Origin of the sequence: Streptomyces noursei (assembly GCF_016917755.1) — a bacterium.
Lineage (GTDB): Bacteria > Actinomycetota > Actinomycetes > Streptomycetales > Streptomycetaceae > Streptomyces > Streptomyces yunnanensis.
Map to the genome: position 1 here is coordinate 3436884 of NZ_CP070326.1, position 25089 is coordinate 3461972.

The window sequence follows — 25089 nt, forward strand, 5'->3', positions numbered from 1 at the left end:
GCGGGGCCCCTGCGTGGGACGGCGGGGCCCTGGTGGGCGAGGGGAAAAACGGTTGCCCACCGGGTCCGTGTCGTCGTGACAATGCCGGCATGAGCGATGCCACCGCCCCACCCTGGACGATCACCGCCGAGTCGGTCGACGCGCCGGTCGCGCGGGCCCTGTTCCGCGCGTACTACACCGAGGTCGCCGACCGCTATTTCGCGCTGTACGAGGGGCGTCGCGCGAGGCCGCAGGAGATCGACGCGGGCGTGGCCGAGCACCAGGGCGCGGTGCTGATGCCGCCGCGCGGGGTGCTGCTGGTGGCCCGGCACGGCGGCGAGCCGGCCGGTTGCGCCGGGGTCCGGCTGTTGGACGCCCGGACCGCAGAGCTGAAGCAGGTGTTCGTCCGGCCCGGCGCGCGCGGTCTGGGCATCGCGAGCGGGCTGTTGGGGGCCGCGGAGGCGGCGGCGGTGCGGCTGGGCGCGGAACGGATCCGGCTGGACACCCGGCTGGACCTGACGGAGGCCCTCGCCCTCTACCGGCGGCGCGGCTACGTCGAGATCGCCCCCTACCACTCGGACAGCCCCTACGCGGAGATCTTCTTCGAGAAGCGGCTGCCGGGGCCACGGCCGTCGGGGGCCGGCGACGGGCGGCCCAACGGGGCCGAGCCGACGCCTACTTGGTGAGGTCCGGCGGCTGCGGCGAGCGCGGCGTGGTGCGGGCCGTGGCGCGCGGCACCGGCGGCCGGGCGTCGCCGTTGTGCGGTTCCTCCTCGTCCGAGCCGCACAGCTCCGCCGTCAGCTCCTGGACGAGTTCGGTCAGGTCGGTGGGCCGGTCCTTGGTCCACCAGTCGCCCAGCAGCTCCGCCAGCGACTCCTGGCGGGCCGCCGAGAGTTGTTCCGCGGCCTCCTTCCCGCGGTCGGTGAGCAGCAGCGCCAGCCCCTCGCGGGCGGCCAGGCCGCGCTCCTCGATCTGCCGGACGCCCTCGGCGACCACGCCGAGCGGCACCCGGCTGCGCTCCGCGAGCAGCGCGGGTTCCACCGAGCCGTAGCGGTGGGTGCGCAACACCAGCCAGCTCGCGGCCGGTTTGAGGTCCAGGCCGGCGCGCGCGGTGATCCGCTGGTAGATGTCCTTGCGGCCCTCCATGCTGCCGAGTTTGGACAGCGCGCGGGCGACCTCCTCACGGGAGGACCGCTCGACGGGGTTGGAGCAGAGGACCTCGCTGGTGTCGGGGGCGGTGACGCTGCCGCGCAGCGGCTCCTCGCGGAGGAACCAGGCCAGGGCGAAGGCGACCAGGACGACCGGGACCGCGTAGAGGAAGACGTCGGTGATGGAGGAGGAGTAGGCGCCGAGGACGCCGGCGGCCTGTGAGGGCGGCAGTTGGGCGATCGTCCGCGGGTCCTGGGCGACCTTCGCCGGGGAGATGCCGGGCGGCAGCGACGCGCCGGCGAGCACGTCGGCGATCCGCGGGCCGAGCCGGTTCGCGAAGATCGTGCCGAAGATGGAGACGCCGAACGAGGCCCCGATGGAACGGAAGAAGGTGGCGCCCGAGGTGGCCACCCCGAGGTCCTGGTAGGGGACGGCGTTCTGCACGATGAGCACCAGGACCTGCATGACCAGGCCGAGCCCGAAGCCGAAGACGAAGAAGTAGGTGCTCATCAGGGCGACGCCGCTGGACGGGTCGAGCTGGTGCAGGAGCAGCAGGCCGAGGGCGACCACGGCGGTGCCGGCGATCGGGAAGACCTTGTAGCGGCCGGTGCGGGAGACGATCTGCCCGGAGGCGGTCGAGGAGAGCAGCATGCCGAACACCATCGGCAGCATGTGCACGCCGGACATGGTCGGCGAGACCCGCTGGACGACCTGGAGGAACGTCGGCAGGTACGTCATCGAGCCGAACATCGCGAAGCCGATGACGAAGCCGATGACCGAGCAGAGGGTGAACGTGCGCGAGGTGAACAGGCGCAGCGGGATGACCGGTTCCGCGGCCCGGCGCTCGACGAGGACGAAGGCGACCAGCAGCACGACGCCGAGTCCGGCGAGCAGGGCGGTCTGCCAGGAGGCCCACGGGTAGCTGACGCCACCGAGCGAGGTCATCAGGACCAGGCAGGTGGCGACCGCGGCGATCAGCGCGGTGCCCAGGTAGTCGATGCGGTGCGGGGTGCGGTGGACCGGTATGTGCAGCACGGCGGCGATGACGGCGAGCGCGACGGCGCCGATGGGGAGGTTGATGTAGAAGACCCAGCGCCAGCTGAGGTGGTCCACGAACAGCCCGCCGAGCAGCGGCCCCAGGACGCTGGTGCCGCCGAACACGGCTCCGAACAGCCCCTGGTACTTGCCGCGTTCGCGGGGCGGCACGATGTCCCCGACGATCGCCATCGACAGCACGATCAGGCCGCCGCCGCCCAGGCCCTGGAGCGCCCGGAAGCCGATCAGCTCGCCCATGTTCCGCGCGAGACCGCAGAGCACCGAGCCGATCAGGAAGATCACGATGGCGGCCTGGAACAGCTTCTTGCGGCCGTACTGGTCGCCGAGCTTGCCCCACAGGGGCGTCGCCGCCGTGGACGCCAACAGATAGGCGGTCACCACCCAGGAGAGGTGGTTGAGGCCGCCGAGGTCGCTGACGATGGTGGGCAGCGCGGTGGCGACGATGGTCTGGTCGAGTGCCGCAATGAGCAGGCCGAGCAGCAGCGCGCCGATCGCGACCAGGACCGTCCGCCGGGACCGGTCCTCGCCGGGAACGGCAGGAGCGCCGGTGGGCTGCGCCATGAGCGTCGTCTCCCTCGTGTCCGGCACGTACGTGCTCGCGTCCGGCACGTACGCGCGTCGCCGGCCGTCCGCGCGGTTGCCGTGCGGCGGTCCGTACAGCTGTCCGTGGTGACCTCGGGCCTTCTCTCCATCGTGGGCGGTTCCGCCCGATCCGGCCCGCCGAGCGGGCCCGGCCACGCCGGGGGCGGACGGGAGACGTGGGGCGGATCTCGTGGAGCGCCTGCGGGGACGGCGGGCGCTCTGCATAATCGGCTGCCGGTTCGCGCCTCCAGAGAGGGGACCTTCGTGACGGCAGCATCCACCTGCCCGCACTGCTTCGCCCCGGTACGCGGGGACGGCCGGCCGACCTGCCTGTGCGCGGCGGCCGAGGCGGAGGACTTTGATCCGCTGCGCTTACGGCCGTACGTCTCCCTGCCGGACCGGGTCGCCGCGCCGGACGAGGGCGGGGAGGGCGGCACCGCTCCTTGCGCGGGCCCCGGCCCCGGCGCCGGCTCTGATTCCGGCCCCGGCCCCGGCGGCGGCCCCGGCGGCGAACGGGACCGGAGGGGCTCGCTGGACCCGCTGGACCCGCTGGACCCGCTGGAGGACTTAACGGGCGTGGACGCCGCGGTCCACAGATTTTCCCGTCCCGCCGGACCGACATCCAGGACCTTCCATACGTCCGGCCCCTTATCCGGCTCCTTATCCGGTCCCTTAAGGGAGGACGAGACGCCCGACTCGTTCCCGGAGGGCACGACGTCCCACCCGTTCCCGGGGGACACGGCACCCGGCCCGTTCCCGGAGGACACGGCGTCCGGCCCGTTGCCGCGGGCCGCGGCGCCCGACGGGAGCGGCCCTCCCCCGCGGCGTCGCCGGGCCCGGTCCGCCCTCCTGGCCGCCACCGGCACCGCCGTGACCGCCGCGGCGATCGTGGTCGGCACCGGACTGCTCCCGGACGGCGACCGCGACCGTGCGGCGCCCCCGGACCGCGGCACCAGCGCCCCCACCGCGGCCGTGCCCACCACCACCGCCCCCGCCACCGCCACGCCGACCGCCCCCGTCCGCCCCTCCCCCGCCACCTCGCGCTCCAGGGCGCCCGGCACCCTCCCCCGCCCCTCCCGGTCACCGGCCCCTCCCCCGCCGCCCCCGGTACGGGCGTCCGGCAGCGTCGCGGTCCCCTCGGGCGACGCCTCCCCCAGTACGGCCCCCACCGGGCCGATCGTGCTCCGCGAGGGCTCCAGCGGTCCGGAGGTGCTGGAGCTCCAGGGGCGGCTGCGGCAGTTGGCGCTCTATACGGGGGCGGTGGACGGCCGGTACGGCGCGGAAGTACGGGACGCGGTGGCGCGCTACCAACAGACCTACGGGGTGCACGACGACCCCGACGGCGTCTACGGGGCCGCGACCCGGGCCTCCCTGGAGGCGCGCACCCAGCAGCCGTGAGCCCGTCCCCTCCGTAAGTGCGCCACACGCCGGTGGCAGGTGCGCCACGAGGCGGTCGCGGGTGCGCCATGGGCCGACATGGTCGGACATGTCAGCCCGAGCGTGACGAATGCCATGCCGATCCGAGGGGTCCGTCGGTTGTCGCTGCCCGCCCCCGTTTTGTATCGTGAAAAAACAAAGTGGTTCCGCCCGCACTCCCTGACCGGCGGGCGGGACCGCTTGTGTACTCCCCGCACGTCCTGGCAGTCCCGCTGCCGGCCCACCGCGCCCAGGAGCCCGCCGATGACGGCCACCACCACGCTCATAGCCCGCGCCCTGCTGCTGGACATGGACAGCACCATCGTGAACTCCGAGGCCGTCGTGGAGCGCTGCTGGCGGCGCTGGGCGGCCGAGCAGGGGCTGCCGGCGGAGGACGTCCTCAAGGTCGTCCACGGGCGACAGGGCTGGGCCACCATGGCGGCGCTGCTGCCGGACCGCCCGATGGAGCAGAACCTGGCGGACAACCGCCGGATGCTGGCGCAGGAGACCGCCGACGTCGAGGGCGTGGTCCCGGTACCCGGCGCGCCCGCCTTCATGGCCGCCCTCGCCCGACTCCCGCACGCCCTGGTGACCTCGGCCGACATCGCACTGGCCGAGGCCCGCATGGGGGCGGCCGGGCTGCCCATGCCGGACGTGCGGATCACCGCGGAGAGCGTGAGCGCCAGCAAGCCGGACCCCGAGGGCTTCCTCAAGGGCGCCGCCGAACTGGGCTTCGCCCCTGAGGACTGCCTGGTCTTCGAGGACTCCGAGGCGGGCATCGAGGCCGGCCGGGCCGCCGGCATGCGGGTCGTGGGGGTCGGCGACCGCGCCGCCCGGTTCGCGCCCACCGCCCACGTCCGCGACCTCACGCAGATCCGCATCGAGGGACTGGTCGACGGCGGGATCGCCGTCCGGATCACGGCCTGAACGACCCGAACGGCCCGAACGACCCGAACGACTGAGTGGTCGACGCGCCGTAAAACCTTCGGGGGTTGTTCACGCTGCCGGTGCGACAACCGCCGCGTCCGTAGACGTGATTGACGCGCATCGCCCTGGCCTTGCCGGGGGCGAGGGCGAGGTGGCAGCGGCACCGGGCCTTGCCGGAGGTCTGCTCGTCCGCGCTGGTCACGTGCGGTGCGAACGAGGCGGGACGGCCGCAGAGTTGACGGACGCCGTCTTCCTCAACTTCAACCGCATGCGTTCGGCGGCACTCGCGGCTGTCGGACAGGGGGTGCGGACGGGCACGGCCGCACAACCGATCGGCCGAAGTGGATCACCGAAGTACCCCGCAGCCCCCCGCCCGGCACCGCCCCAGCCCCCGCAACGACCGGTGCAAGAGGCCACTTGGACAGGGAAAACGCAACTTCGACAGGGCCCGCAAAGGCGGCTACCTTCACCTGGTCTTCGGCGATCGCCCACGGTCGCACAGGAGTTCCTTCAGGCCGGGCCACCCGCAACGGGATGAGTCGGTCACGCCCCACGACCCCTCGCCCCCTGCGCAAGCCACCGAACCGGGCCCACACCAGGCACCCTCGACCAGGGAGAGACGCATGCCCCATCTTGCTCTGTACACATTCGGCGTCCTGAAGTCACCCCTCGCCGATCCCGCACCTCTCACGCGCGAGTTCTACGACATCGGTGAGGCCGTCTACCGGAAGATCAGTCAGCACCCCGGATACCTCGCGCACGCTGAAGCGGCAGACGACAACCGGGGCTCGCACTTCGACTTGGACTGGGGTGCATGGGGAGAGTTCGCCGTACCGACCTGGTACGACAAGGGCCGTACGGCGGAAACCACCGCCCTGGCCGCGACCCTCTCGCTCTGGACCGACCTGCGCCCCGCCTTCGACGCCATCTACACCGGTCTGCACCGTGAGGCGCTGAACAGGCGTTACGACTGGTTCGAGAGGACAGAACACCCGAATTACGCCTTCTGGTGGGTCTCCGACGACGGGATACCCACCTGGCAGGACGGGGTTTCCAGGCTGGAGCACCTCCACGACCACGGCTCCACGCCGCACGCCTTCACCTTCCACCACTCGTTCGCCCCGGACGGAACTCCGACCAGGGTCAAAGACATCGGACCGAAGAGCGACCAGGTCCGCTGACAAGGAAGCCCGAACGACTGGGTTCGCCGCCAAACGCCCGTACGACTTGAGCAGCCCGTACAGCCCGACCCCTGGGGCCCGTCCGACCGATCGCGGTCGAGCGGGCTCCACCTTCTTCCCCGCGGTCGCCGGACCGCACCGACCTGCACCAGTAGAGATCTGATGGACCATCATCAGACTGTTCCCGTACGGCTGTTGGTGACCCACCTCCAGGGGGAGCCGCCGCCCCCAACCCCTTGAAGTGACGTGAGCATGTCGCCACGCTGTTACCCGGTGCCCATGTGCCGGCAACCCCACGAACCCACCATGGGCCCGACCGCACGCCGACTTCCCCCCACTTCAAGGGAGTTCCGATGGCACTGGGCTACGCGCGTCGCGTGTCCCTCGCCGCGGCCACGGCCGCCGCCCTGACCAGCACGCTCGTCCTGAGCGGCCAGACCGCCGAGGCCGCCCCGCCCGCACCGCCCGGCGCGGCCACCGCGCGGACGTACCTGGCGCAGATCAAGGAGCAGCCCGAGGGCCCGCAGGACGGCTACAGCCGCGCCAAGTTCCCGCACTGGATCGACCAGGGCCACAACTGCAACACCCGCGAGGTGGTGCTGAAGCGCGACGGCAGGAACGTCCAGCAGGACGGCAACTGCGCCGCGGTGAGCGGCACCTGGGTCTCCGCCTACGACGGGGCGACCTGGACCAAGGCGTCCGACCTGGACATCGACCACGTCGTCCCGCTGTCCGAGGCGTGGAAGTCCGGCGCCGCGCAGTGGACCACCGCGCGCCGCCAGGCGTTCGCCAACGACCTGACGCACTCCCAACTGATCGCCGTCACGGACAACGTCAACCAGGCCAAGGGCGACAAGGACCCGGCGGAGTGGCTGCCGCCGAAGGCGTCGTACCACTGCGAGTACGCCCGGATGTGGGTGTGGGTGAAGCACGCCTACGGGCTGACCGCGGACAAGGCGGAGAAGGCCGCGCTGAAGAAGATCCTCGACGGCTGCTGAGGCCCGGGCGGGACGGACGGGCCCGCCACCGGCGGCGCGACCGCTATGAGCGGATTCCGCGCCGTATGCGGCTGTTGTCGGCGAAAGCCCGGGTGCGGTGCGGTTCGCCGCCACCGACACCCCGCCACCTGCGAATTCCGCGGAATCTTTGCCCACCCGGGTGCCGCACCGGCACCTCGGGCGGTGATGATGGGGCGCACATTTGCCGTCGTCCGCCCCCTGATGGCCGGCGCGCCCTCCCGCGCGCCGGCCGTCCACCGCCCCAGGGAGAGCAGCTCTTGGCCGCCGCCCACCCCGCCGACCGCCCCACCCGCCCCGCCGCCCGTCTCGCCGTCGTCGGCGCGGGACCGCGCGGGACGAGCGTCCTGGAGCGGATCTGCGCCTCGGCCGCCGGGCTGGCGCCGGGCACCCGGCTGACCGTGCACGTCATCGACCCCGCGCCGCCCGGCGCCGGCCGGGTGTGGCGCCCCGATCAGCCCGCCGACCTGCTCATGAACACCGTGGCGTCGCAGGTCACCCTGTTCACTGACGACAGCGTGGAGTGCGCGGGCCCGATCCGCACCGGCCCGAGCCTCCACGACTGGGCGGGCTGCGACGTCGGACCGGACGACTATCCGGGGCGCGCGCTGTACGGCCGCTATCTGGAGTGGGTGTTCCGGCGCACGGTGCGGACCGCGCCGGAGGCGGTGACCGTGGTGACGCACCGGGCCCGCGCGGTGCGGCTGACGCAGGCCCCCGACGGCACCCAGGAGCTCGCCCTCGACGACGGCCGGACGCTGACCGGCCTGGACGCGGTGGTCCTGGCCCAGGGCCACCTGCCGACCCTCCCGGACGCCGGACAGCGGGAGTTGGCCGACTACGCCGCCACCCACGGGCTGCACTACCTGCCGCCCGCCAATCCGGCCGACCTCACCGCCGAGCTGGCCGCGCTGCCCGCGGGCCGGCCGGTCCTGCTGCGCGGCCTCGGCCTGAACTTCTTCGACCACCTGGCGCTGCTGACCGCCGGCCGCGGCGGCCGCTTCGTCCCCGGCCCCGACGGCGCCCTGACGTACCGGCCGTCGGGCCGCGAGCCCCGGCTGTACGCGGGCTCCCGGCGCGGCATCCCGTACCAGGCGCGGGGCGACAACGCCAAGGGCCCGCACGGCCGCCACCTGCCGCTGCTGCTCACCGCGGACGTGATCGCGGCGTTCCGCAAGCGGGCGGACTCCGGGGATCCGCCGGACTTCCTGGTCGAGGTGTGGCCGCTGGTCGCCAAGGAGGTGGAGGCGGTCTACTACGAGGCGTTGCTGGCGCGCCGGGCCGCCGCCCCGGGTGGCCCCTCCGGCGCGGAGCGGGACCGCTTCCGGGAGCACTTCCTGGCCAGTGCGCACCGCAGTCCGCAGGAGGCCGCGAGCCTCGACGCCGTCGGCCTGGCGCCCGCCGACCGCTGGGACTGGGACGCCGTCGCCCACCCGTATCCGGACCTGCCGTTCGCCGATCGGGCGGCGTTTCGCGCCTGGCTGCTGGACCATCTGCGGGCGGACGTCGCACACGCCCGGCTGGGCAACGTGGCCGGCCCGGTGAAGGCGGCCCTGGACGTGCTGCGGGACCTGCGGAACGAGCTGCGGCAGATCGTCGACCACGGCGGGCTGGCGGGCGCGTCCCGCCGCGACCACCTGGACCGCTGGTACACCCCGCTGAACGCGTTCCTGTCGATCGGGCCGCCGCGCCGCCGGACGGCGGAGATGACGGCGCTCGTCGAGGCCGGCGTACTGGAGGTGGTCGGCCCCCGCATGGAGGTCCGGACGGGGGCCGAGGACGGGGCGGCGCCCGGTTTCACGGCGCACTCCCCGGCCGTCCCGGGGTCGGGGATCACCGCGGAGGCCCTGATAGAGGCCCGACTCCCGGAACCGGACCTGCGGCGCACCGGGGACGCGCTGTTGGCCCGGCTCCTGGCGGACGGAGGCTGCCGGCCGCACACCGTGGGCGGATACGAGACCGGCGGCCTGGACGTGACGCCGAGTCCGTACCACGTCATCGAGGCGGACGGCCGACCGCATCCGCGGCGGTTCGCGGTGGGGGTGCCGACGGAGGGGGTGCACTGGGTGACAGCGGCGGGGGCCCGCCCAGGGGTGGGGTCGGTCACATTGGCCGACACGGACGCGGTGGCGCGGGCGGCCCTGCGTGCCGCGGGAGCCATGCCACACCCCATTGGTTCGGACCAATAGCCCCCCTATTCCCAGAATGTTGAACTTGCAAGTACTAGTTAGGGGGGCCTAATCTACAAGACTCCGGCGGGCGCGCCCGTCCCCCGCGCCCGCTCGTCCCCCCAAGACCTAGGAGTCACCGCAATGTCCGCTCCCCTGAACTCCCTCACCCAGCGCAACACTCCGCACGTCCTGGCGCTGTTCCGCGTCGTCATCGGCCTGCTCTTCGCCTGCCACGGGGCGGCCTCGCTGTTCGGCATCCTCGGCGGCGCGATGGGCACCGGCCACACCGTCCCGACCGGCACCTGGCCCGGCTGGTACGCCGCGGTCATACAGCTGGCCGGCGGCGTCCTGGTGCTGCTGGGCCTGGGCACCCGCGCGGCGGCGCTCGTCAGCTCCGGCTCGATGGCCTACGCCTACTTCTCGATGCACCAGCCCAACGCGCTGTGGCCGATCCAGAACGGCGGCGAGGCGGCCGCGCTGTTCTGCTGGGCCTTCCTGCTGATCGTCTTCACCGGCCCCGGCTCCTGGGCGCTGGACCGGCTCTTCTTCGGCGGCGCACAGCGCGAGCAGGCGCCCACCGTCGAGCGCGCGCCGAGCACCGTCTGACGCGCGGCAGCAACGGGCGACCACGGGCCGGGGCGGGCACAACCGCCCCGGCCCGTGGTGTCTTTTCGGCCAGGCGTACGCTGTATGGCCGTAGTGCCGCCCCTGCCGCGCCGAGCGACGTCGCGGCGGGGTCCGGACCGGGAGCAAGACGTTGGTGGAGAGCCTGGGGTCGCTGAGCGGCACCCCGTGGGTGTATGTGATCGTCGGCCTCTCGGTCGTCCTCGACGTCTTCGTCCCGATCCTGCCGAGCGGGATCCTGGTGATCACCGCGGCCACCACGGCCGCCGGATCCGGCACCACCGCCGACGTCGCCGCCACCGTCCACAGCGGGAACCAGTTGGCCGAAATGGCCTCCCTGGTGCTCTGCGCCGCCACCGCGTCCGTCCTCGGCGACCTGGTCGCCTACCGGCTGGCCTGGCGCGGCGGGGACCGCTTCGACCGGGCCATCAGCCGCTCCCGGCGACTGACCGCGGCCCAGCAGCGGCTGGGCGCGGCACTCACCCGGGGCGGCGGCGGCATCGTCGTCCTGGCCCGCTTCGCGCCCGCCGGACGCTCCGTGGTCAGCCTGGGTGCCGGCGTGGCCCACCGGGCGGCGCGCGAGTTCCTCCCCTGGTCGGCGCTGGCCGGCCTGGTGTGGGCCGCGTACAGCGTCAGCCTGGGCTACTTCGGCGGGCACTGGCTCGGCGCGTCCTGGGTGAGCACCGCCCTCTCCGTCCTCGCGCTGTTCATCGCCGGCTCGGTGGCCGTCTACCTCGTCCGGCGCCCGGAGCGGGAGACCGCCGCGCACTGACCGGCGACCGCCCGCGTCACTGACCGGCCGCGCCCTCAGCCCCGCCGCTCTCGGCGGGGCCGTCCTCGTCCCGGGTCTCCGGCACCACGGCGATCGGGCAGATCGCGTGCAGCAGGACCGCGTGCGCCACCGAGCCCAGTCGCGGCCCGATCGGCAGCCGGCGCCGGTGCCGCGCCACCACGACCAGGTCGCTGCCGGCGGACGCCGCCACCAGCTGCCCGGCGGCGTCCCCGGCGCGCAGCTGCACCGCCACCTCGACCCCCGGATACCGGACGCGGTGCGGGGCGAGCACGTCCACCAACTGGAGGGCGAGCGCGTCCTCGTACTCCTGCTGCGTGGACTCGTATACCGCCGCGTACTCGAAGGCCGGCGGCAGCAGCATCGGCCAGGTGTAGCCGGAGACGACCTGGAGACGGGCGCCGCGCCGGGCTGCCTCGGCGAAGGCGAAGCCGATCGCGGCGGGCTCGTCGGAGGACGCGTCCACACCCAGCGTCACCTGCCGGACGGCCGGCGGCACCAGCTCGCCGTCCGGGCCCCGCTCGGCGCCGGCGCGGTCCGGGCGCGGCACCACCACGACCGGGCAGACGGACCGGGCGGCACAGGCCAGGCCGTTGGAGCCGAGCAGCAGGCTGGCGAACCCGCCCCGGCCGCGCGATCCCAGGACGAGCAGCTGGCCCTCGGCGCCGAGCGCCGGCAGCTCGGTGTCGGCCAGCCCGCTCAGCCCACGGAACGCCACCTCCGGCAGCTCCGCGAGGAAGGGCCGGCCCCGGAGGTCGGCCAGCACCGGGTCGCCGCCCTGCTCGCCGGCCGCGGCGCGCTCGGCGGTGGCGTACGGCCAGACGTGCACCACCTGGAGCGGCGCCGACCGCCCCCGGGCCGCGTCCGCCGCCCAGCGCAACGCCCGCTCACTGTCCGGCGATCCGTCCACGCCGACGATGACCGGCAAGGTCCCCATACACGCCTCCGCCCATGAGTCCATACATGCCTGTACATACGAGTGTTTTGCCCCGATGCATCACCATGTGTTCATAGCCATGACGAATTGGGCGAATTGATCGCGCTGGACAGCTTTTGGTCGACTGCCCCCCATCCTGTCGCGGAGCCGGTGGCGGAGACAGGGACAAAGGTCCCGCCCCGGGCACGGAGTAGAGTCGAACGTCCCCACCTCCCCCCTCCCGCCCCGGAGGCGCGGGTCCGAACCACTGACGCGAGGCACACTGCGGTGAACCACCCCCCGGTCGTCGAATGGACCGAGGACGAGCAGGTCCGTACCGCCCGTTGGCATTCCGAGAACGGCGCCCGGCCACCCCGCCGGATCGTCGTCGCGGACGACCGCACCCGGGCCGACGAGGCGTACCGGCTCGCCTGCGAGGGCACCGCGCTCCTGTGGCGCGGCGACTTCCACAACGCCCGCCAGCTGCTGACCGCACTGGCCCGCCGGGTGGACCGCCGCCCGCGCAAGACGCCGCCCGCCGACGTCACCCAGGCGTTCCACCTGCACCGCGCCGCCCAGAACCAGCGCGCCCGGATCCTCGGCATGCTGCTGATCCCGCTGGACGCGGACCTGGCCGTCCCGTTGCCGCGCGCCCCCGACGTCCGCGAGGCATGCGCCCGGGCCTACGGTCCGCCGGAGGGGGCGGAGCCGCCCGCCGGAACCTCCGGGGACACCGCCACCCTGATCTCCCTACGGGAACTGCTCGGCGTGATCGGCGCCGATGAATGGCGCCGCAAGGGCGTACAGATCCCGGCCCTCGGCGGCGACCGGATCCATCCGCACTACGGCGTCTTCTCCCCGGCCCGCGGCGAGTACGTCGACCTGGTCGCCGAGGCCCCGCTGCCCGGCCACGACCTCGCGTTCGACATCGGCACCGGCACCGGCGTCCTGGCGTCGGTGCTGGCCCGTCGCGGCGTGCGGCGGATCGTGGCCACCGACCAGGACCCGCGCGCCCTGGCCTGCGCCCGCGAGAACACCGCGCGGCTGGGCGTCGCCGACCAGGTGGAGATCGTCGCCGCCGACCTGTTCCCGGCCGGCCGCGCCCCGCTCGTCGTCTGCAACCCCCCGTGGGTGCCCGCCAAACCGACCTCTCCCGTGGAGCACGCGGTCTACGACCCCGGCAACCGGATGCTGCACGGCTTCCTGACCGGCCTGGCCGACCATCTGACCCCGGGCGGCGAGGGCTGGCTGATCCTCTCCGACCTGGCCGAACACCTCGGCCTGCGGTCGCGCGCCGAACTCCTCGACGCCTTCGCCCGGGGCGGCCTCACCGTCCTCGACCGGCTCGACATCGCCCCCCGGCATCCGCGCGCCCAGGACACCTCCGACCCGCTCCACGTGGCCCGCGCCGCGGAGGTCACGTCCCTGTGGCGGCTGGGCACGGCGGACTGAACGAGGACGGGGCGGCCGGGCCGCCCCCGGGGGGCGGCCCGTTTTCTCGTCTCCTCGTCCCCTTGGGCAGGCCCTACGGCCGCAGCCCGGCGCAGACGGTGCGCACATAGCGGTGCCAGTCGCCGGCGTCGTTCCGGATCACCGCGGCCAGTCCGCACACCGCCATCACCACGTCCTCGACCTCGGCGTCCGCCCGGACCGCCCCCTCCTCCTTGCCGCGGGCGAGGAGTTGGGCGGCGACCTCCTCGGCGCGCTCCCGGCCCTCGCCGGCCGGTTCGGCGGAGCCGAATGCCGCCTCGATCGCCGCGGAGAGCCCGCGCTCGGCGTCCAGCACCTCCCCGATGTGCGTGAGGTAGGCGGCCAGCCCCTCGGCGGCGGTCGGGCACGCCAGGCAGCGGCTGCGCCCGAACTCCACGATCTCCGCCTGCCGTTGCTCCCCCACGGCGGCGATCAGCGCGGCCCGATTGGGGAAGTGCCGGTAGACCGTCCCGATCCCGACGCCCGCGGCACGCGCGATCTCGGGCATCTGCGCCTCGTCGCCGTGCGCCCGCAGCATCTCCCGTGCGGCGTCCAGCACCCGGCCGCGATTGCGCTCGGCGTCGGCGCGCGGCCGGCGCCGCGGGGCAGGAGAGCTGGCGGAGTCGGCGGTACGGGGCACACTGCCGATGCTACTGGCCGCACACCGGGCGGAATCGGACGACGTCCGGCGGGCCGGGCCGGTTACCCGGCGCCAACCCCGCCCCATCAGGCACGATGGACCCATCATGAACCTCGACGACCTCGCGGCCCGGGCCCGCCGGCTCGCCGCTTCCGCGACGCCCGGCCGGCGCCGGCTGCTCGGCATCGCCGGTCCTCCGGGCGCCGGCAAGTCCACCCTCGCCGCCTGGCTGGCGGCAGAGCTGACCGGCCAGGCGGCGCTCGTCCCGATGGACGGCTTCCACCTCGCCGAGACGGAGTTGCGCCGCCTGGGCCGCACGGACCGCAAGGGGGCGCCGGACACCTTCGACCCGGCCGGCTACGCGGCCCTGCTGTCCCGTCTGCGCTCCCCCGAACCCGGTACGCCCGTCTACGCCCCCGCGTTCGACCGCCGCATCGAGGAGCCGGTCGCCGGCAGCATCCCGGTGGCCCCGCACATCCCGCTCGTCATCACCGAGGGCAACTACCTCCTGCTGCACTCCGACCCCTGGGCGCGGATCCGCGAACTGCTCGACGAGGTCTGGTTCATGGAGCTGGACGGCCAGGAGCGGGTGCGGAGGCTGATCGCCCGCCACGAGCGGTTCGGCCGCCTGCGCATCGACGCCGAGGACTTCGTCCGCACCTCCGACGAGGCCAACGCCCGCCTCGTGGCGGCCACCCGCCCCCGGGCCGACCTCGTCGTGACCTTCACCGAGGACGAGGCCCCACCCCGGTCGGACGACTGACCCGCCCGGACCCCGCCACCTCCTGCCGCACCCCTGCCCCACCCCTCCGCCGCCGCTCCCGACTCGGCCCCAACTCGGCTCCGCGCCACGCCGCTTCTCCTCGGCCGGGCATCAACACCCCTTCCGAAATGACATCATGGATGTCATCATGGCAGCATGAGTGTCATCGAGGGGGGTGCCGGCCAGGGCGCCGGCCAGGGCATCGGCCCGGATTCCGATGCCGTCGACACCCGGCGGACCGCCGAACCGCCGGCGGCGACCGAGGAGCTGTTGTACGACGTCATCCGGCGGCTGTGGCCGCTGCACCGGACGATCGTGCGCGCGGTGGAGCGGGAGCTGGAAGGCACCGGCATGACCGCCGGCGAGCACGCCCTGCTCGACGCGCTGCGCACCCACGGGCCGCGCACCGTCCCGCAGTTGGCGCGCTCCCTGGGCCTGGACCGCCAGCCGGTGCAGCGCTGGGTGAACCACGCGGCGGATCTGGGCCTGGTCGTGACGGCCCCCAATCCCGCGCACCGCCGCTCGTCGCTGATCCGGCTCACCGACGAGGGCACCGAGGTGATGCGCGGGATACAGGACGCCGAGGCGGCGGAACTCCGCCGCGGGCTGGCCGACCTGTCGCCCGGGGAGGTCCGCACGGCGCTGCGGGTGCTGGATCGGCTCGGTGAGGAATTCCGGCACTTGGCGGACGGCTCGCGCGTTCCCCCGGAGGAAAGCGGCAATCCCGAAATGCCGGATGCTGCCGACCAGGAGGCCGCACAGGCCGCGATACCGCCCGCACAGGGGCACCGACCGCCGGTGCCCGCCCGACCAGCCGCCCGCCCGACGCAGACAGAAGGCCCCGCAGCATGACCCACGACTTCCAGGCATGGTCCGAGATCGACAACGGCACCGTGCCGATCGCCGACGACGGCGAGCTGTTCTACGAGACGGCCGGCTCGGGACCTGCGGTGGTGCTGCTGCACGGCGGCATGCTCGACCAGCACATGTGGGACGAGCAGTTCTCCTGGCTGGTCAACTCCGGCCTGCGGGTGGTCCGTTACGACTCCCGCGGCCACGGCCTCTCCTCCACGGTGACGGGCGACTGGGCCAACCACGACGACCTGGCGGCCCTGCTGGACGCGCTCGACATACCGCGCGCCGTCCTCGTCGGCCTCTCGCACGGCTCCCGGGTCGCGCTGGACACCGCGCTCGCCCACCCGGACCGGGTCTCGGCTCTCTTCCTCGCCGCCCCCGGGGTCAGCGGTCGCCCCTTCACCGACCCCTTCGTCCTGGAGCACATCCGGGGGCAGGTCGCCGCGATCGGCGCGCCGGACGGCGCGGAGCGCTATGTGGAGCACTTCCTCCGGATGTGGGTGGACGGGCCGTACCGCGCGCCGTCCGCCGTGCGCCCCGGCTTCCGGGAGCGGATGCGCGCCTCCGCGAGCGCCAATGTCGAGGTGCACGCCGACGGTGTGGGCGCCGGCATGCCCCTGGAGGTCGGCGCCGCGGACCGCCTGGCCGAGATCAAGGTGCCGACCACCGTCCTCGACGGCGACCTCGACTCCACCGACATATCCGCCAACGCCCATGCCATAGCGCTGCAGGTCCCCGGCGCCCGCCGCATCCGCATCCCCGCCGCGGGCCACATGGTGAACCTGGAGAACACCCCGCTCTTCGACCAGGAACTGCACGCCTTCCTGTCGTCCCTGGCTCTCTGAGACGACCCGCCCCGCCCCGGGCGAGGGCCCGGGGCGCCACCGGGCCCGCCCGCTCTCCCCGGCGCCCGCTAGAGTGACCGGGCCGTGGTGATCGGGAAGACCGGTGCAGGACCTTGTGTCCCAGGCCGGCGCGGCCCTCGCCACTGTGATCGGGGAGTTTCCACCCCTCTCCGTACGCGCCCGGTGCGCGTACGGCGCCACTGACCGCAGCCTGCGGCCGGGAAGGCGGGGCGGACGCGTGCACCCGTAAGCCAGGAGACCGGCCACGGCATCTCACGAACTGATCCACGAGGTGCTGGAGCGTGATGGCCGAATGGCCCTGTCCACGAATACCCCGGGAAATTCCCCTTCCCCCCACGACGCGCCCCCTGGCGGCATATCCGGATCCACCGGTTCCTTCCGCTGGCAGCGTCGGGACACCGTCCGCACGGCCGGACTGATGACCGTGATCGCCGTGCTGCACATCGTCGCCTTCGGCGTGCTGTTCCTGCTGGTCGTGCCGGGCCACTACACGGTCGGCAGCCAGGTGTTCGGTGCCGGTCTCGGCATCACCGCGTACACCCTGGGCATGCGGCACGCCTTCGACGCCGACCACATCGCGGCGATCGACAACACCACCCGCAAGCTGATGGCCGACGGCAAACGGCCGGTCTCGGTGGGCTTCTGGTTCGCCCTCGGCCACTCCAGCGTGGTCGTCGTGATGGCCGCGCTGGTGGCGGGCGGCGCCCAGCTCGCCGGCACGCTGATGAACGACAACTCCCGTACGCACCAGGTGCTCGGCCTCGTCGGCACGACCGTCTCCGGCACCTTCCTCTACCTCATCGCCGCCCTCAACCTCATCGCCCTGGTCGGCATCCTGAAGGTCTTCCGGGCGATGCGGGCGGGCGCGTACGACGAGCAGGAGCTGGAGCGGCACCTGGATTCCCGCGGCTTCATGAACCGGATCCTGGGCCGTCTCACCAAGTCCATCAGCCGACCCGGCCAGATGTTCCCGCTCGGTTTCCTCTTCGGCCTCGGCTTCGACACCGCGACCGAGGTGACGCTGATGGTGATGGCGGGCAGCGGTGCCGCGGCGGGCCTGCCCTGGTACGCGATCCTGTGCCTGCCGCTGCTGTTCGCCGCCGGGATGAGCCTGTTCGACACCCTGGACGGCACGTTCATGAACTTCGCCTACCAGTGGGCGTTCTCCAACCCGGTGCGCAAGGTCTACTACAACCTCACCATCACCGGCCTGTCGATCGCGGTCGCGTTCCTCATCGGCACCATCGAGCTGGTGACCGTCCTGCACGACAAGTTCGGGCTGGACGACCCCGTGACGGCCGGGATCTCCTCCCTCGACCTGGACAACGTGGGCTTCATCATCGTCGGCCTGTTCGTCGTGGTGTGGGCCGCGGCGCTGGCGTACTGGCGCCTGGGCGGCGTCGAGAAGCGCTGGACCGCCCGCACGGCGAACGCCCGGCCCGCCGACGCCACCGTCCCGGCACCCCGCACCGGGGGCACCGACGCCCCGTCCCCCGACACTCCCTGAGCACCACCACCCGTGGGGTGCGGCCTCTCTCCTCTTCCCCCTTTAAAAGGGACGGTCTTCCCCCTTTAAAAGGGACGGAAGGAATGGCCGCACCCCACGGGCAACACACACCGACAATGCCCGTCCGGGCGGCGCCTCAGGTGGCCGAGCCGGCCGCCGCTCCGGTCAGCAGGTCCGGGCCCCAGCGCTCCAGCGCCGCCGCCAGGTCGAGCGGCCGCAGCCGGTCCGCCACCTCCGCCCCCGGCCAGTCCTCCCGCGGCACCCGCCACATCACCTCGAACTCGTTGCCGTCCGGGTCCCGGGCGTAGAGCGACTTGGAGACCAGGTGGTCGCTGGTCCCCACCAGCGCGCCCCGCTCCTGCAGCCGCCCCGCGATCACCGAGAGATCGCCCAGCGTCCCGACCTCCCAGGCCAGGTGGTACAGCCCGATCCGGCCGCCCTCCGGCCCGGGGGCGTCCGGCCCCACCGCGAACAGCCCCAGATCGTGGTCGTTGTGCGAATCGGGCGCGCTCAGAAAGGCCGCCCGCCCCGGAATCTCCACGTCGACCGTGAACCCCAGCACCTCGGTGTAGAACGCCACCGACCGCGCCACCTCACGGATGTACAGCACCGCGTGATTGAGCCGCCGTACGGACATCGGTCCTCCATTCCTTACCTCAACTCGTCCCCCGCCGTTTTCCTGCCGCCACCGCGCCGAGGCCGGGTCCGCGCCGCCGTCGCCGCCGCGGTGATGCCAGCGCCTCGCACCCCACGCCCGCGGGCGCAATTTACTTGAAACTTCAAGTCACTAGCCACGATACACCCCCCCTTCGGGGCCACCTAAGCCCCCATTCACCACCAAACAAGGACCTTCCGACACCCACCCCCGAGGCAAAGTCGCCACTTTTGTTTTCCAAGCACCTACTTGGAAAACAAAAGCAACATCACTACGATCCCACCATGACCACAACCAGGGAAGATGGATACGAACTGTCCACGGACCCGGACCGGCTCGACGTCGACCTGGTCCACCGCTGGCTCTCCACGGACGCGTTCTGGGCGCTCGGCCGCAGCCGGGAGACCGTCGAACAGGCCGCGCGCGCCTCCGTCAACTTCACCGCCCACGGCCCCGACGGCTCCCAGGTCGCCTACGCCCGGGTCGTCACCGACCGGGCGACCTTCGCCTGGCTGTGCGACGTCTATGTCGCGCCCGGGCACCGCGGCAGAGGTCTCGGCACATGGCTGGCCGGCGCCGTTCGCGACCACCTCGCCCCCTACCGGCTCAAGCGCGTACTGCTCACCACGCTGGACGCCCACGACATCTACGCCCGGGCCGGCTTCGTCCCCTTCCCCACCCCCGAGAACCTGATGATCCTGGACCCGGCGGCATGAACGACCCGGGCAAGCGCGTGGTGGTCCTGTGCGGCGGAGAGAGCGCGGAACGCGACGTCTCCCATGCTTCGGGCCGGTCGGTGGCCCGAGCCCTGCTGGAGCGCGGACACGAGGTGACCCTGATCGACCCGGCCGCCGCCGTGCCGGTCGTGGCCGGGCCGCTGCGCCCCGGCGACGACGTCAAGGAGTGCGCGGTCGGCACGACTCCGCCGCCGCGCGCGGACCGGCCACGATTGCGGCGGCGGATGCACGCGGCGCTGACCGGCGGCCCGGTCCTGGAGCTGCTGCGGGACGCGGAGTTGGTCTTCCTCGCGCTGCACGGCGGCTGGGGCGAGGACGGCCACGTCCAGGCACTGCTGGAGATGGCGGGCCTGCCGTTCACCGGCGCCGGCAGCGCCGCGTGCGCGGCGGCCTGGCACAAACACCGGGCCCGGGCGGTGCTGGCCGCCGCGGGCCTGCCGGTGACCGAGGGAGTGCTGTGGCGCCCCGGGACGGACGAGGTGCCACCGGACGCGCAGCGCCTGCTGGCCCACGGCCCGGTGGTGACCAAGCCGGTCGCGGACGGCTCCAGCGTCTCCGTCCACCGGGTCGCGTCGCTCCCCCACCTGGCACAGGTCGCCGCCGACGTACCCGCCGACGAGGAGCTCCTGGTGGAACCGTTCCTCCCGGGGCGGGAGTTCACCGTGGCCGTCGTCGGAAGCCGACCGCTCCCCGTGGTCGAGATCGAGCTGACGACTCCGTTGTTCGACTACGCGGCCAAGTACCAACCTGGCGGCGCCAGCGAGATCTGCCCGGCCCGGATACCGGCCGACTTCGCCCACCGCCTACAGGAGATGGCCCTCCGCGCACACCGGGCCCTCGGCTTCGGCGCGCACGCCTACTCGCGCACCGACTTCCGCTGCGACGCCCACGGCGAACCCCACTGCATCGAAGTCAACGCCCTCCCCGGCCTGACGCCGACGAGCCTCCTCCCCCTCGCAGCAACCGGCGCCGCCTGGACCTACCCCGACCTGATCCACCACCTCATGAACCTCACACAGCCCTGAACCCGCCCCCGCGACACCGACCCACCCCGCCCCTGCCTCGACGACCGTCACCAGCATCGAGATTCACTCGACTCGCCACCCTTCAAACGACGTTGGGACCGGCCGGCGAAGTCCACGAACAGGGCCTCGCCGCACTCCACGACGGAACCGCCGCGCAAGACACCCACACCCCCCGCGCCCGGGCGTTCCCGGACAAGGTGCCGGCCGGCGCCGGCCCGAGTCGCCCGCCCGACTGCGACCCGGGGTTCGACTGCCCACCGGTACGGACTGCTGACGCAGGCCCCATCAGGCTCCATACGGGAGGGGGAGCCTGCGGGCGAAGGGTGAGTGCGGACGTGGCACGGGAGGCGCAGGGTGCGGCGCACCCGATCACCCGGGACGCGCTCGACCGGCTCCTCGCCGAGCCGGTGGGGCTGCGCAAGGGGGCGTATGAGGAGGCGCATGAGGGGGCGTATGAGGGGGCGCATGCGGCCGCCGAGCAGGGCGGATGCCGCCCTGGCCGCAAACGGCCCGCGGCGCCGGCGCAGCGTTGGAGTGACATGGTCGCCCGCCTGAGGTGGCTCGGGCGATGAGGGGAAGGATGGCGAAAAGATTCTGCCGATGAGTTGCCTCGACGAGTGGAGGTCCCCATGAAGCGCCTGCCCGCGCTCGCTACCGCGGTAGCGGCCTCAGTACTGATCATCCTCGGAGCCGGCACCGCCAGCGCCGACGGCAAGCCCGACAACGGATCTACTCGGATCGGAACCGCCCCGATCACCGAAGGTCTGCAAAAAATCGTGAGCGGCTCGTTCCTCCTGGACATGTGAGCCCCTCAGGGACAGGTCCGTAGCCATCACCCCGTGCCCAGCCGGGCGCGACGCCCCCGTGCATGCCCGCCCAAGGGCGAGGACGGGGGCGCAGTCGTCTGCGGTACCGCGGCGTTCCGTAAGTCACGGCCGGACGGATCCACGCACCTCGCCCACGGGGCCGGCCCGATGCGGCCAAAGGCCCCCTGCCGCTCGGCCTGCCGGCGCCCTCCGAGGGCATGCGGGCCCTCAACCGGCTCCGACCAACCGGCTCCGGCCAACCGGCTCCGATCATGGAAACGGCCCCTCACTCAGTGGAGTGGGGGCCGCTGACCTCACGGTTTATCTGTGTGGGCACAGACGGATTTGAACCGCCGACATCTGCTTTGTAAGTTCGATCAAACGTGCTGTCGACGTTTGCGACTCTCGTCCGCGACGGAAATCGCAGTGCGCCGCTGGTGCCTTACGTACGGCGGCGTCCGTCGGTGTTGCCGTCAATGACTACCGTCAGGGCTGCTGGCTCGGGACTGCGATGTGTAGCTGCTGGAGACCGTACAGAGCAGCATGGAACGCGGCTGCGATCTCACGCGCCTTTTTCTCACTCTCGATCTGCCACATGGAGATGTAGTCAGCGCCAACGTTCGCCTGCGTCACCGTGCCAGCGATCACCAACGCTTCAGCCGCAGCCCTCAGGACCGTCACCGCCTGCTCCGGGACGATGGGCTTGCTGCTAGCAAAGGCGTCGAGTTCCACCTTCCAACGCGGTCCCTGACGAGCGATGCACACAAAGATCGCGTCATTGGTCTTGGCGCTGCTATAGGCCGCATGGTGGGCTTCCGGCTTGGTGCAGTCGGGGATGAGTGCAGCTGGGAGAGGCATTCCAGGCGTCGGCATGCTCACATGGTCGCAGGTGCTCACGCCGTTGATCAGGCGAACGCCCGCCATCACAGCCAAAGTCAGTGAGGCGATCGCCAGAGGGCGAATGAGACGGAGTCGCCCCGTCGTTGCATCCGAGCGCGCCCGTTGTCAGTGGGGCCACATACCATCTTCGCCATGACTCTACGGGAGTACTTGCACACGGTTGCTTCGACGTACGACCGGACAGCCGGTACTGGATCACCGGCTGCAAAGCTGTTGAGGTCGGCGCCCTCTGTCTTCGAGCCCTACGTTCCCGCGAGCTACACCATCAAGGGGAGCGCGGGCAACGGCGTGGGGGCTTTCTGCCCGTGGGTTTCGTTCTTCGACCCCGACGAGACGACCACTGCAACGCGAGGCATGTATCTCGTCTACCTCTTTGCTGAGGACATGAAGACTGTCTCACTGAGCTTGAACCAAGGCGTCACGGAGTTGCGGGAGACGTTCGGAGCTCGCGAGGCAGAGAAGCGCCTCATAAGCGAGGCCGTGGCCATCCGAGGAGCGTTCCCTGACGACACGTCTGGAGAGCTGGAGGACGTCATCGATCTGGGCGGCAGGGCCGGCCTGCCGCGGGCTTACGAAGCCGGCAACATCCTCGCCCGCGTCTACGAGATCGATTCTCTGCCTACCGAAGAGGCGTTGAAGGCCGACCTCCGCAGGATGATCCAGCTTTACCAGGACGCCCTGGTCCTGCGCGAGGACCTGCGGAGCACTACGCGAGATGTGATCACCACGATCAAGCCGAAGGTGAGCGACGAGCAGGACCCGCTCCTCTACTTCGCTCCCAAGAGCGACGGCGAGTACATGCAGAAGATCACTGCCCGTGTGCTCAAGAAGAGCCGCAAGCACGAGACCCTGGTCAAGCGCTACGGAACTTTCCTCGCCGAGGCGGGGTTCACCGCCGGGACGAACGTCCACCCGCGTGACCTCGTCGCCAGGCGCGATGATGACGACTGGCTGATCGAAGCGAAGGTGGTCCGCCGGGGCAACGTCAGCCACGCCGTGCGGGAGGCGATCGGCCAACTCGCCACCTACGCCTTCCTGCTTTATGCGGCGGATGCCCAGCCTCGCCGCATGGCGCTCTTCACCGAGGCCATCGGCGACGTGTACGTGCGCCTACTCAGCCATCAAGGAATTGCATCGGTCTGGCCCACTGAGGATGGCTGGGCTGGATCACCAGAGGCTGTTAACGCTGGCCTTGCTCAGAAAGAGGCGTAGGCAGCCGGAGTTGCCGCGACCCTGTGCAAACGCCAGGACGACGAACGGTGCTGAACGGGGTCGGCGCTCTGCCGTTGGGGCAGAGCGCCGACCAGCCCCGGACTATACGTCCCTGTTCATGACCGCCCAGGCGAGGTCGTCCATAGAGGTACTCACCGCCGTGGCTCCAGCCTCAGTCAGAGCCGCGTCTTTGCCGGGCTTGTTCGCGTACCCAATCGCTTCCATACCGGCAGCATGGGCGGCCTCGACATCACGCACCGCGTCACCGACGAAGATGCAGTCGCCCGGTTTGGCCTCAGCCGCCGTCATGGCGGCTGATAGGAGCTGCGGGGACGGCTTCATGGACTTCGGCTGACCGCTCACCCGGCCGAACTGGCCGGCGACGAGCCGGCGGAGCCCGTGCGCATCCAGGTAGCGTTCGATAGCCACCGTCGCGTTGTTGCTGACCATCCAGACCGAGCGCCCGCTCGCTGCGCACGCCTCCAGGAAGGCCACCCCGCCCGGTGTGGGTTGCGCCAGGTCAACGGCCTCCATCTCCAGCTGTGCCAGTGCCTCGTCGGCCACGGGTACGAGGTCTTCCCGCTCGTCGGCGATCCTACGAAGCAACGCCAGGGGATCGGACTCGTCGTGCCCCGGCGGCGGACCGTCAGGTCCCGACAGCAGTTCAACTAGGCGCCGCGCGACATCAGGGGCCGAAAACCCCGCGAAGACCGAGCACACAGGACCGTCGAAGTCCAGCAGTACGTGCCGCACCGGAGCGAGAACGGAGGCCAGCTCCTCCGGGGCCGCGGTCACGTCTCACGCTCGTACGCGATGCTGGTCCAGACGCTCTCGAACCACCTTGTGGCCTGCTGAACGTACTGCGATCCCATGGACTCACCGTCGGAGCCCGCGGCGTGGTGGAACAGCGTGGCGTCCTTGCCGGTGACGTCGTAGAAGGTGCGCGACTCGCCGGCCACCTCCATCGTGCGTTCCCGAAGCGGGTAGAAGCCGAAGAACACGTCACGGCGGTTGAGGACGTAGAGCTTGAACAGAGACGTGGCCCGGTAGACCTTCACGTTCACCGAAGCCTTCTCGACCAGCCCGAGTTCGGCCAGCACTTCGACTGAGTGCCGGATCCCGGCTGCGTTCGTCAGCGCGATGTCCCTGGCGCGGTCGCGGAGCACGGGGTCGTCTCCAAGCCCGTCGACGAGCGTCGGCACTGCCATCGGCGCCGTGGTGTCCGGCAGTAGGAGCCGGACTTCAATCGACTCCGGCCGGAGTCGACCAGCACGAATCTTGTCGAGCGGCTCTTGCATCGCGCTGTGGAGCGTCTCACTACTGAATCCAGCGAAATCGACCGTGACGTGAGGATCGGCGAAAGCCATCTCCAGGTGCGGCCGCAGGCCGACCGGTCGCTCTGTCCGCTCGCGGACGAAGGAACCAGAACCCTTGCGGGTCACGATCAGCCCTTCATCCCTGAGCATGTCGAGGGCTCGGGTCACCGTTCCGCGGGCGACTTCGAAGCGCTTGGCCAACTCAGGCCCAGACGGCAACTGCTTCCCGGGCTCGAACTTCTTCGTGAGGATTTCCGCGCGAAGCACGCTGCTGACCTGCAAGTACGGCGGACGCTCGTCGTTCGGGTCGAGGCTCATGCCTCCATGCTACCCACCTGCCCAACCTGAGCGACCTTGCCAACCATCTTGACCTGCTTAAGCAGGTTGCCTATGTTGAACATGTCACCACCAAGGAAACGCGGAGGCGGCCCGGAGGCCCTTCTTTGGGCTGCACGGATGCGTGACCTGAACGACTCCGCCGGCCCCGCTTACACGCGGCCCGAGCGGCACGGGAGACGTGAAAAGTCCGG

The 25089-nt window shown here is 71.9% G+C and carries 25 protein-coding genes and 1 riboswitch; of the genes, 18 read left to right on the plus strand and 7 right to left on the minus strand.

Translation table 11 applies throughout. From position 1 onward, the window contains the following. Positions 1-89 precede the first annotated feature (89 nt). The gene (locus JNO44_RS15150; RefSeq protein ID WP_205364637.1) at positions 90-665 is read left to right on the plus strand and encodes a GNAT family N-acetyltransferase; all 576 of its coding nucleotides are present in this window, start codon (positions 90-92) and stop codon (positions 663-665) included. On the opposite strand, the gene JNO44_RS15155 is transcribed toward JNO44_RS15150, so the two are convergent. After that, positions 655-2745, minus strand: coding sequence for an MDR family MFS transporter (locus JNO44_RS15155; RefSeq protein WP_205364639.1), 2091 nt, complete (start codon positions 2743-2745; stop codon positions 655-657). The two genes, JNO44_RS15150 and JNO44_RS15155, sit on opposite strands and share 11 nt — an antisense overlap. 891 nt (positions 2746-3636) lie before the next feature. Between JNO44_RS15155 and JNO44_RS44430 the strand changes: the two genes are divergently transcribed. The 7 genes from JNO44_RS44430 (at position 3637) to JNO44_RS15190 (ending at position 10873) form a co-directional block, all read left to right on the plus strand. Further along, positions 3637-4164, plus strand: coding sequence for a peptidoglycan-binding domain-containing protein (locus JNO44_RS44430; protein ID WP_275695750.1), 528 nt, complete (start codon positions 3637-3639; stop codon positions 4162-4164). 282 nt (positions 4165-4446) lie between these two features. After that, complete coding sequence (locus JNO44_RS15165) at positions 4447-5109, plus strand: HAD-IA family hydrolase (RefSeq protein WP_205364643.1); 663 nt, start codon at positions 4447-4449, stop codon at positions 5107-5109. 623 nt (positions 5110-5732) lie between these two features. After that, positions 5733-6290 carry a DUF3291 domain-containing protein gene (locus JNO44_RS15170; protein WP_205364646.1) on the plus strand — a complete coding sequence of 186 codons (558 nt, stop codon included), beginning with the start codon at positions 5733-5735 and terminating at the stop codon, positions 6288-6290. Between the two features lie 353 nt (positions 6291-6643). Further along, positions 6644-7288, plus strand: coding sequence for an HNH endonuclease family protein (locus JNO44_RS15175; protein WP_205364648.1), 645 nt, complete (start codon positions 6644-6646; stop codon positions 7286-7288). Positions 7289-7566: 278 nt separating this feature from the next. Beyond that, a complete protein-coding gene (locus JNO44_RS15180) occupies positions 7567-9495 on the plus strand; it encodes an FAD/NAD(P)-binding protein (RefSeq protein ID WP_205364650.1) in 1929 nt (642 codons plus the stop codon). Positions 9496-9618: 123 nt separating this feature from the next. Then, positions 9619-10083: a DoxX family protein gene (locus tag JNO44_RS15185; RefSeq protein ID WP_205364652.1), complete on the plus strand. Its 465-nt coding sequence runs from the start codon at positions 9619-9621 to the stop codon at positions 10081-10083. Between the two features lie 151 nt (positions 10084-10234). Further along, on the plus strand, positions 10235-10873 hold the full coding sequence (locus tag JNO44_RS15190) for a DedA family protein (protein WP_073442076.1): 639 nt from the start codon (positions 10235-10237) through the stop codon (positions 10871-10873). Positions 10874-10889: 16 nt separating this feature from the next. On the opposite strand, the gene JNO44_RS15195 is transcribed toward JNO44_RS15190, so the two are convergent. Then, positions 10890-11828, minus strand: a complete 939-nt coding sequence (locus JNO44_RS15195; RefSeq protein ID WP_205364654.1) for a universal stress protein — start codon at positions 11826-11828, stop codon at positions 10890-10892. A gap of 267 nt (positions 11829-12095) precedes the next feature. Here JNO44_RS15195 and JNO44_RS15200 point away from each other — a divergent pair, with 267 nt between their 5' ends. After that, positions 12096-13259: a methyltransferase gene (locus JNO44_RS15200; RefSeq protein WP_205364657.1), complete on the plus strand. Its 1164-nt coding sequence runs from the start codon at positions 12096-12098 to the stop codon at positions 13257-13259. A 73-nt stretch (positions 13260-13332) separates the two neighbouring features. Here JNO44_RS15200 and JNO44_RS15205 read toward each other — a convergent pair whose 3' ends face one another. Then, positions 13333-13917 carry a TetR/AcrR family transcriptional regulator gene (locus JNO44_RS15205; protein WP_235093213.1) on the minus strand — a complete coding sequence of 195 codons (585 nt, stop codon included), beginning with the start codon at positions 13915-13917 and terminating at the stop codon, positions 13333-13335. A gap of 106 nt (positions 13918-14023) precedes the next feature. Between JNO44_RS15205 and JNO44_RS15210 the strand changes: the two genes are divergently transcribed. The 4 genes from JNO44_RS15210 to nicT all read left to right on the plus strand — a co-directional run bounded on the left by JNO44_RS15210 (position 14024) and on the right by nicT (position 17908). Then, positions 14024-14680 carry a nucleoside/nucleotide kinase family protein gene (locus JNO44_RS15210; RefSeq protein WP_205364659.1) on the plus strand — a complete coding sequence of 219 codons (657 nt, stop codon included), beginning with the start codon at positions 14024-14026 and terminating at the stop codon, positions 14678-14680. Positions 14681-14836: 156 nt separating this feature from the next. Beyond that, positions 14837-15532: a MarR family winged helix-turn-helix transcriptional regulator gene (locus tag JNO44_RS15215; RefSeq protein WP_205364661.1), complete on the plus strand. Its 696-nt coding sequence runs from the start codon at positions 14837-14839 to the stop codon at positions 15530-15532. Continuing rightward, positions 15529-16380, plus strand: coding sequence for an alpha/beta fold hydrolase (locus JNO44_RS15220; RefSeq protein WP_205364663.1), 852 nt, complete (start codon positions 15529-15531; stop codon positions 16378-16380). Before JNO44_RS15215 ends, JNO44_RS15220 begins: the two co-directional genes overlap by 4 nt. Before the next feature lie 68 nt (positions 16381-16448). After that, positions 16449-16662: riboswitch (cobalamin riboswitch) on the plus strand. Between the two features lie 31 nt (positions 16663-16693). After that, positions 16694-17908: a Nickel transporter NicT gene (gene nicT / locus JNO44_RS15225; protein ID WP_420882646.1), complete on the plus strand. Its 1215-nt coding sequence runs from the start codon at positions 16694-16696 to the stop codon at positions 17906-17908. A 136-nt stretch (positions 17909-18044) separates the two neighbouring features. Here the strand turns inward: nicT and JNO44_RS15230 are convergent, their stop codons facing one another. Next, a complete protein-coding gene (locus JNO44_RS15230; RefSeq protein WP_039636927.1) occupies positions 18045-18545 on the minus strand; it encodes a VOC family protein in 501 nt (166 codons plus the stop codon). A gap of 302 nt (positions 18546-18847) precedes the next feature. On the opposite strand from JNO44_RS15230, the gene JNO44_RS15235 reads away from it, so the two are divergent. The 4 genes from JNO44_RS15235 to JNO44_RS15250 all read left to right on the plus strand — a co-directional run bounded on the left by JNO44_RS15235 (position 18848) and on the right by JNO44_RS15250 (position 21131). Next, positions 18848-19279 (plus strand): GNAT family N-acetyltransferase, encoded by a 432-nt coding sequence (locus JNO44_RS15235; RefSeq protein WP_205364665.1) that lies wholly within the window; start codon positions 18848-18850, stop codon positions 19277-19279. Then, complete coding sequence (locus JNO44_RS15240; RefSeq protein WP_205364667.1) at positions 19276-20325, plus strand: D-alanine--D-alanine ligase family protein; 1050 nt, start codon at positions 19276-19278, stop codon at positions 20323-20325. The genes JNO44_RS15235 and JNO44_RS15240 overlap by 4 nt, the downstream gene beginning before the upstream one ends. 335 nt (positions 20326-20660) lie before the next feature. Then, a complete protein-coding gene (locus tag JNO44_RS15245; RefSeq protein WP_205364669.1) occupies positions 20661-20897 on the plus strand; it encodes a hypothetical protein in 237 nt (78 codons plus the stop codon). Between the two features lie 57 nt (positions 20898-20954). Then, complete coding sequence (locus tag JNO44_RS15250) at positions 20955-21131, plus strand: hypothetical protein (RefSeq protein WP_159425928.1); 177 nt, start codon at positions 20955-20957, stop codon at positions 21129-21131. 486 nt (positions 21132-21617) lie between these two features. Here JNO44_RS15250 and JNO44_RS15255 read toward each other — a convergent pair whose 3' ends face one another. Next, the gene (locus JNO44_RS15255; RefSeq protein WP_205364671.1) at positions 21618-22055 is read right to left on the minus strand and encodes a hypothetical protein; all 438 of its coding nucleotides are present in this window, start codon (positions 22053-22055) and stop codon (positions 21618-21620) included. Positions 22056-22163: 108 nt separating this feature from the next. Here JNO44_RS15255 and JNO44_RS15260 point away from each other — a divergent pair, with 108 nt between their 5' ends. After that, positions 22164-23243: an MrcB family domain-containing protein gene (locus JNO44_RS15260; protein ID WP_205364672.1), complete on the plus strand. Its 1080-nt coding sequence runs from the start codon at positions 22164-22166 to the stop codon at positions 23241-23243. 102 nt (positions 23244-23345) lie between these two features. Here the strand turns inward: JNO44_RS15260 and JNO44_RS15265 are convergent, their stop codons facing one another. Further along, on the minus strand, positions 23346-24038 hold the full coding sequence (locus tag JNO44_RS15265; RefSeq protein ID WP_205364673.1) for an HAD family hydrolase: 693 nt from the start codon (positions 24036-24038) through the stop codon (positions 23346-23348). After that, positions 24035-24877 carry a GntR family transcriptional regulator gene (locus tag JNO44_RS15270; RefSeq protein ID WP_205364674.1) on the minus strand — a complete coding sequence of 281 codons (843 nt, stop codon included), beginning with the start codon at positions 24875-24877 and terminating at the stop codon, positions 24035-24037. Before JNO44_RS15270 ends, JNO44_RS15265 begins: the two co-directional genes overlap by 4 nt. Positions 24878-25089: the final 212 nt, after the last annotated feature.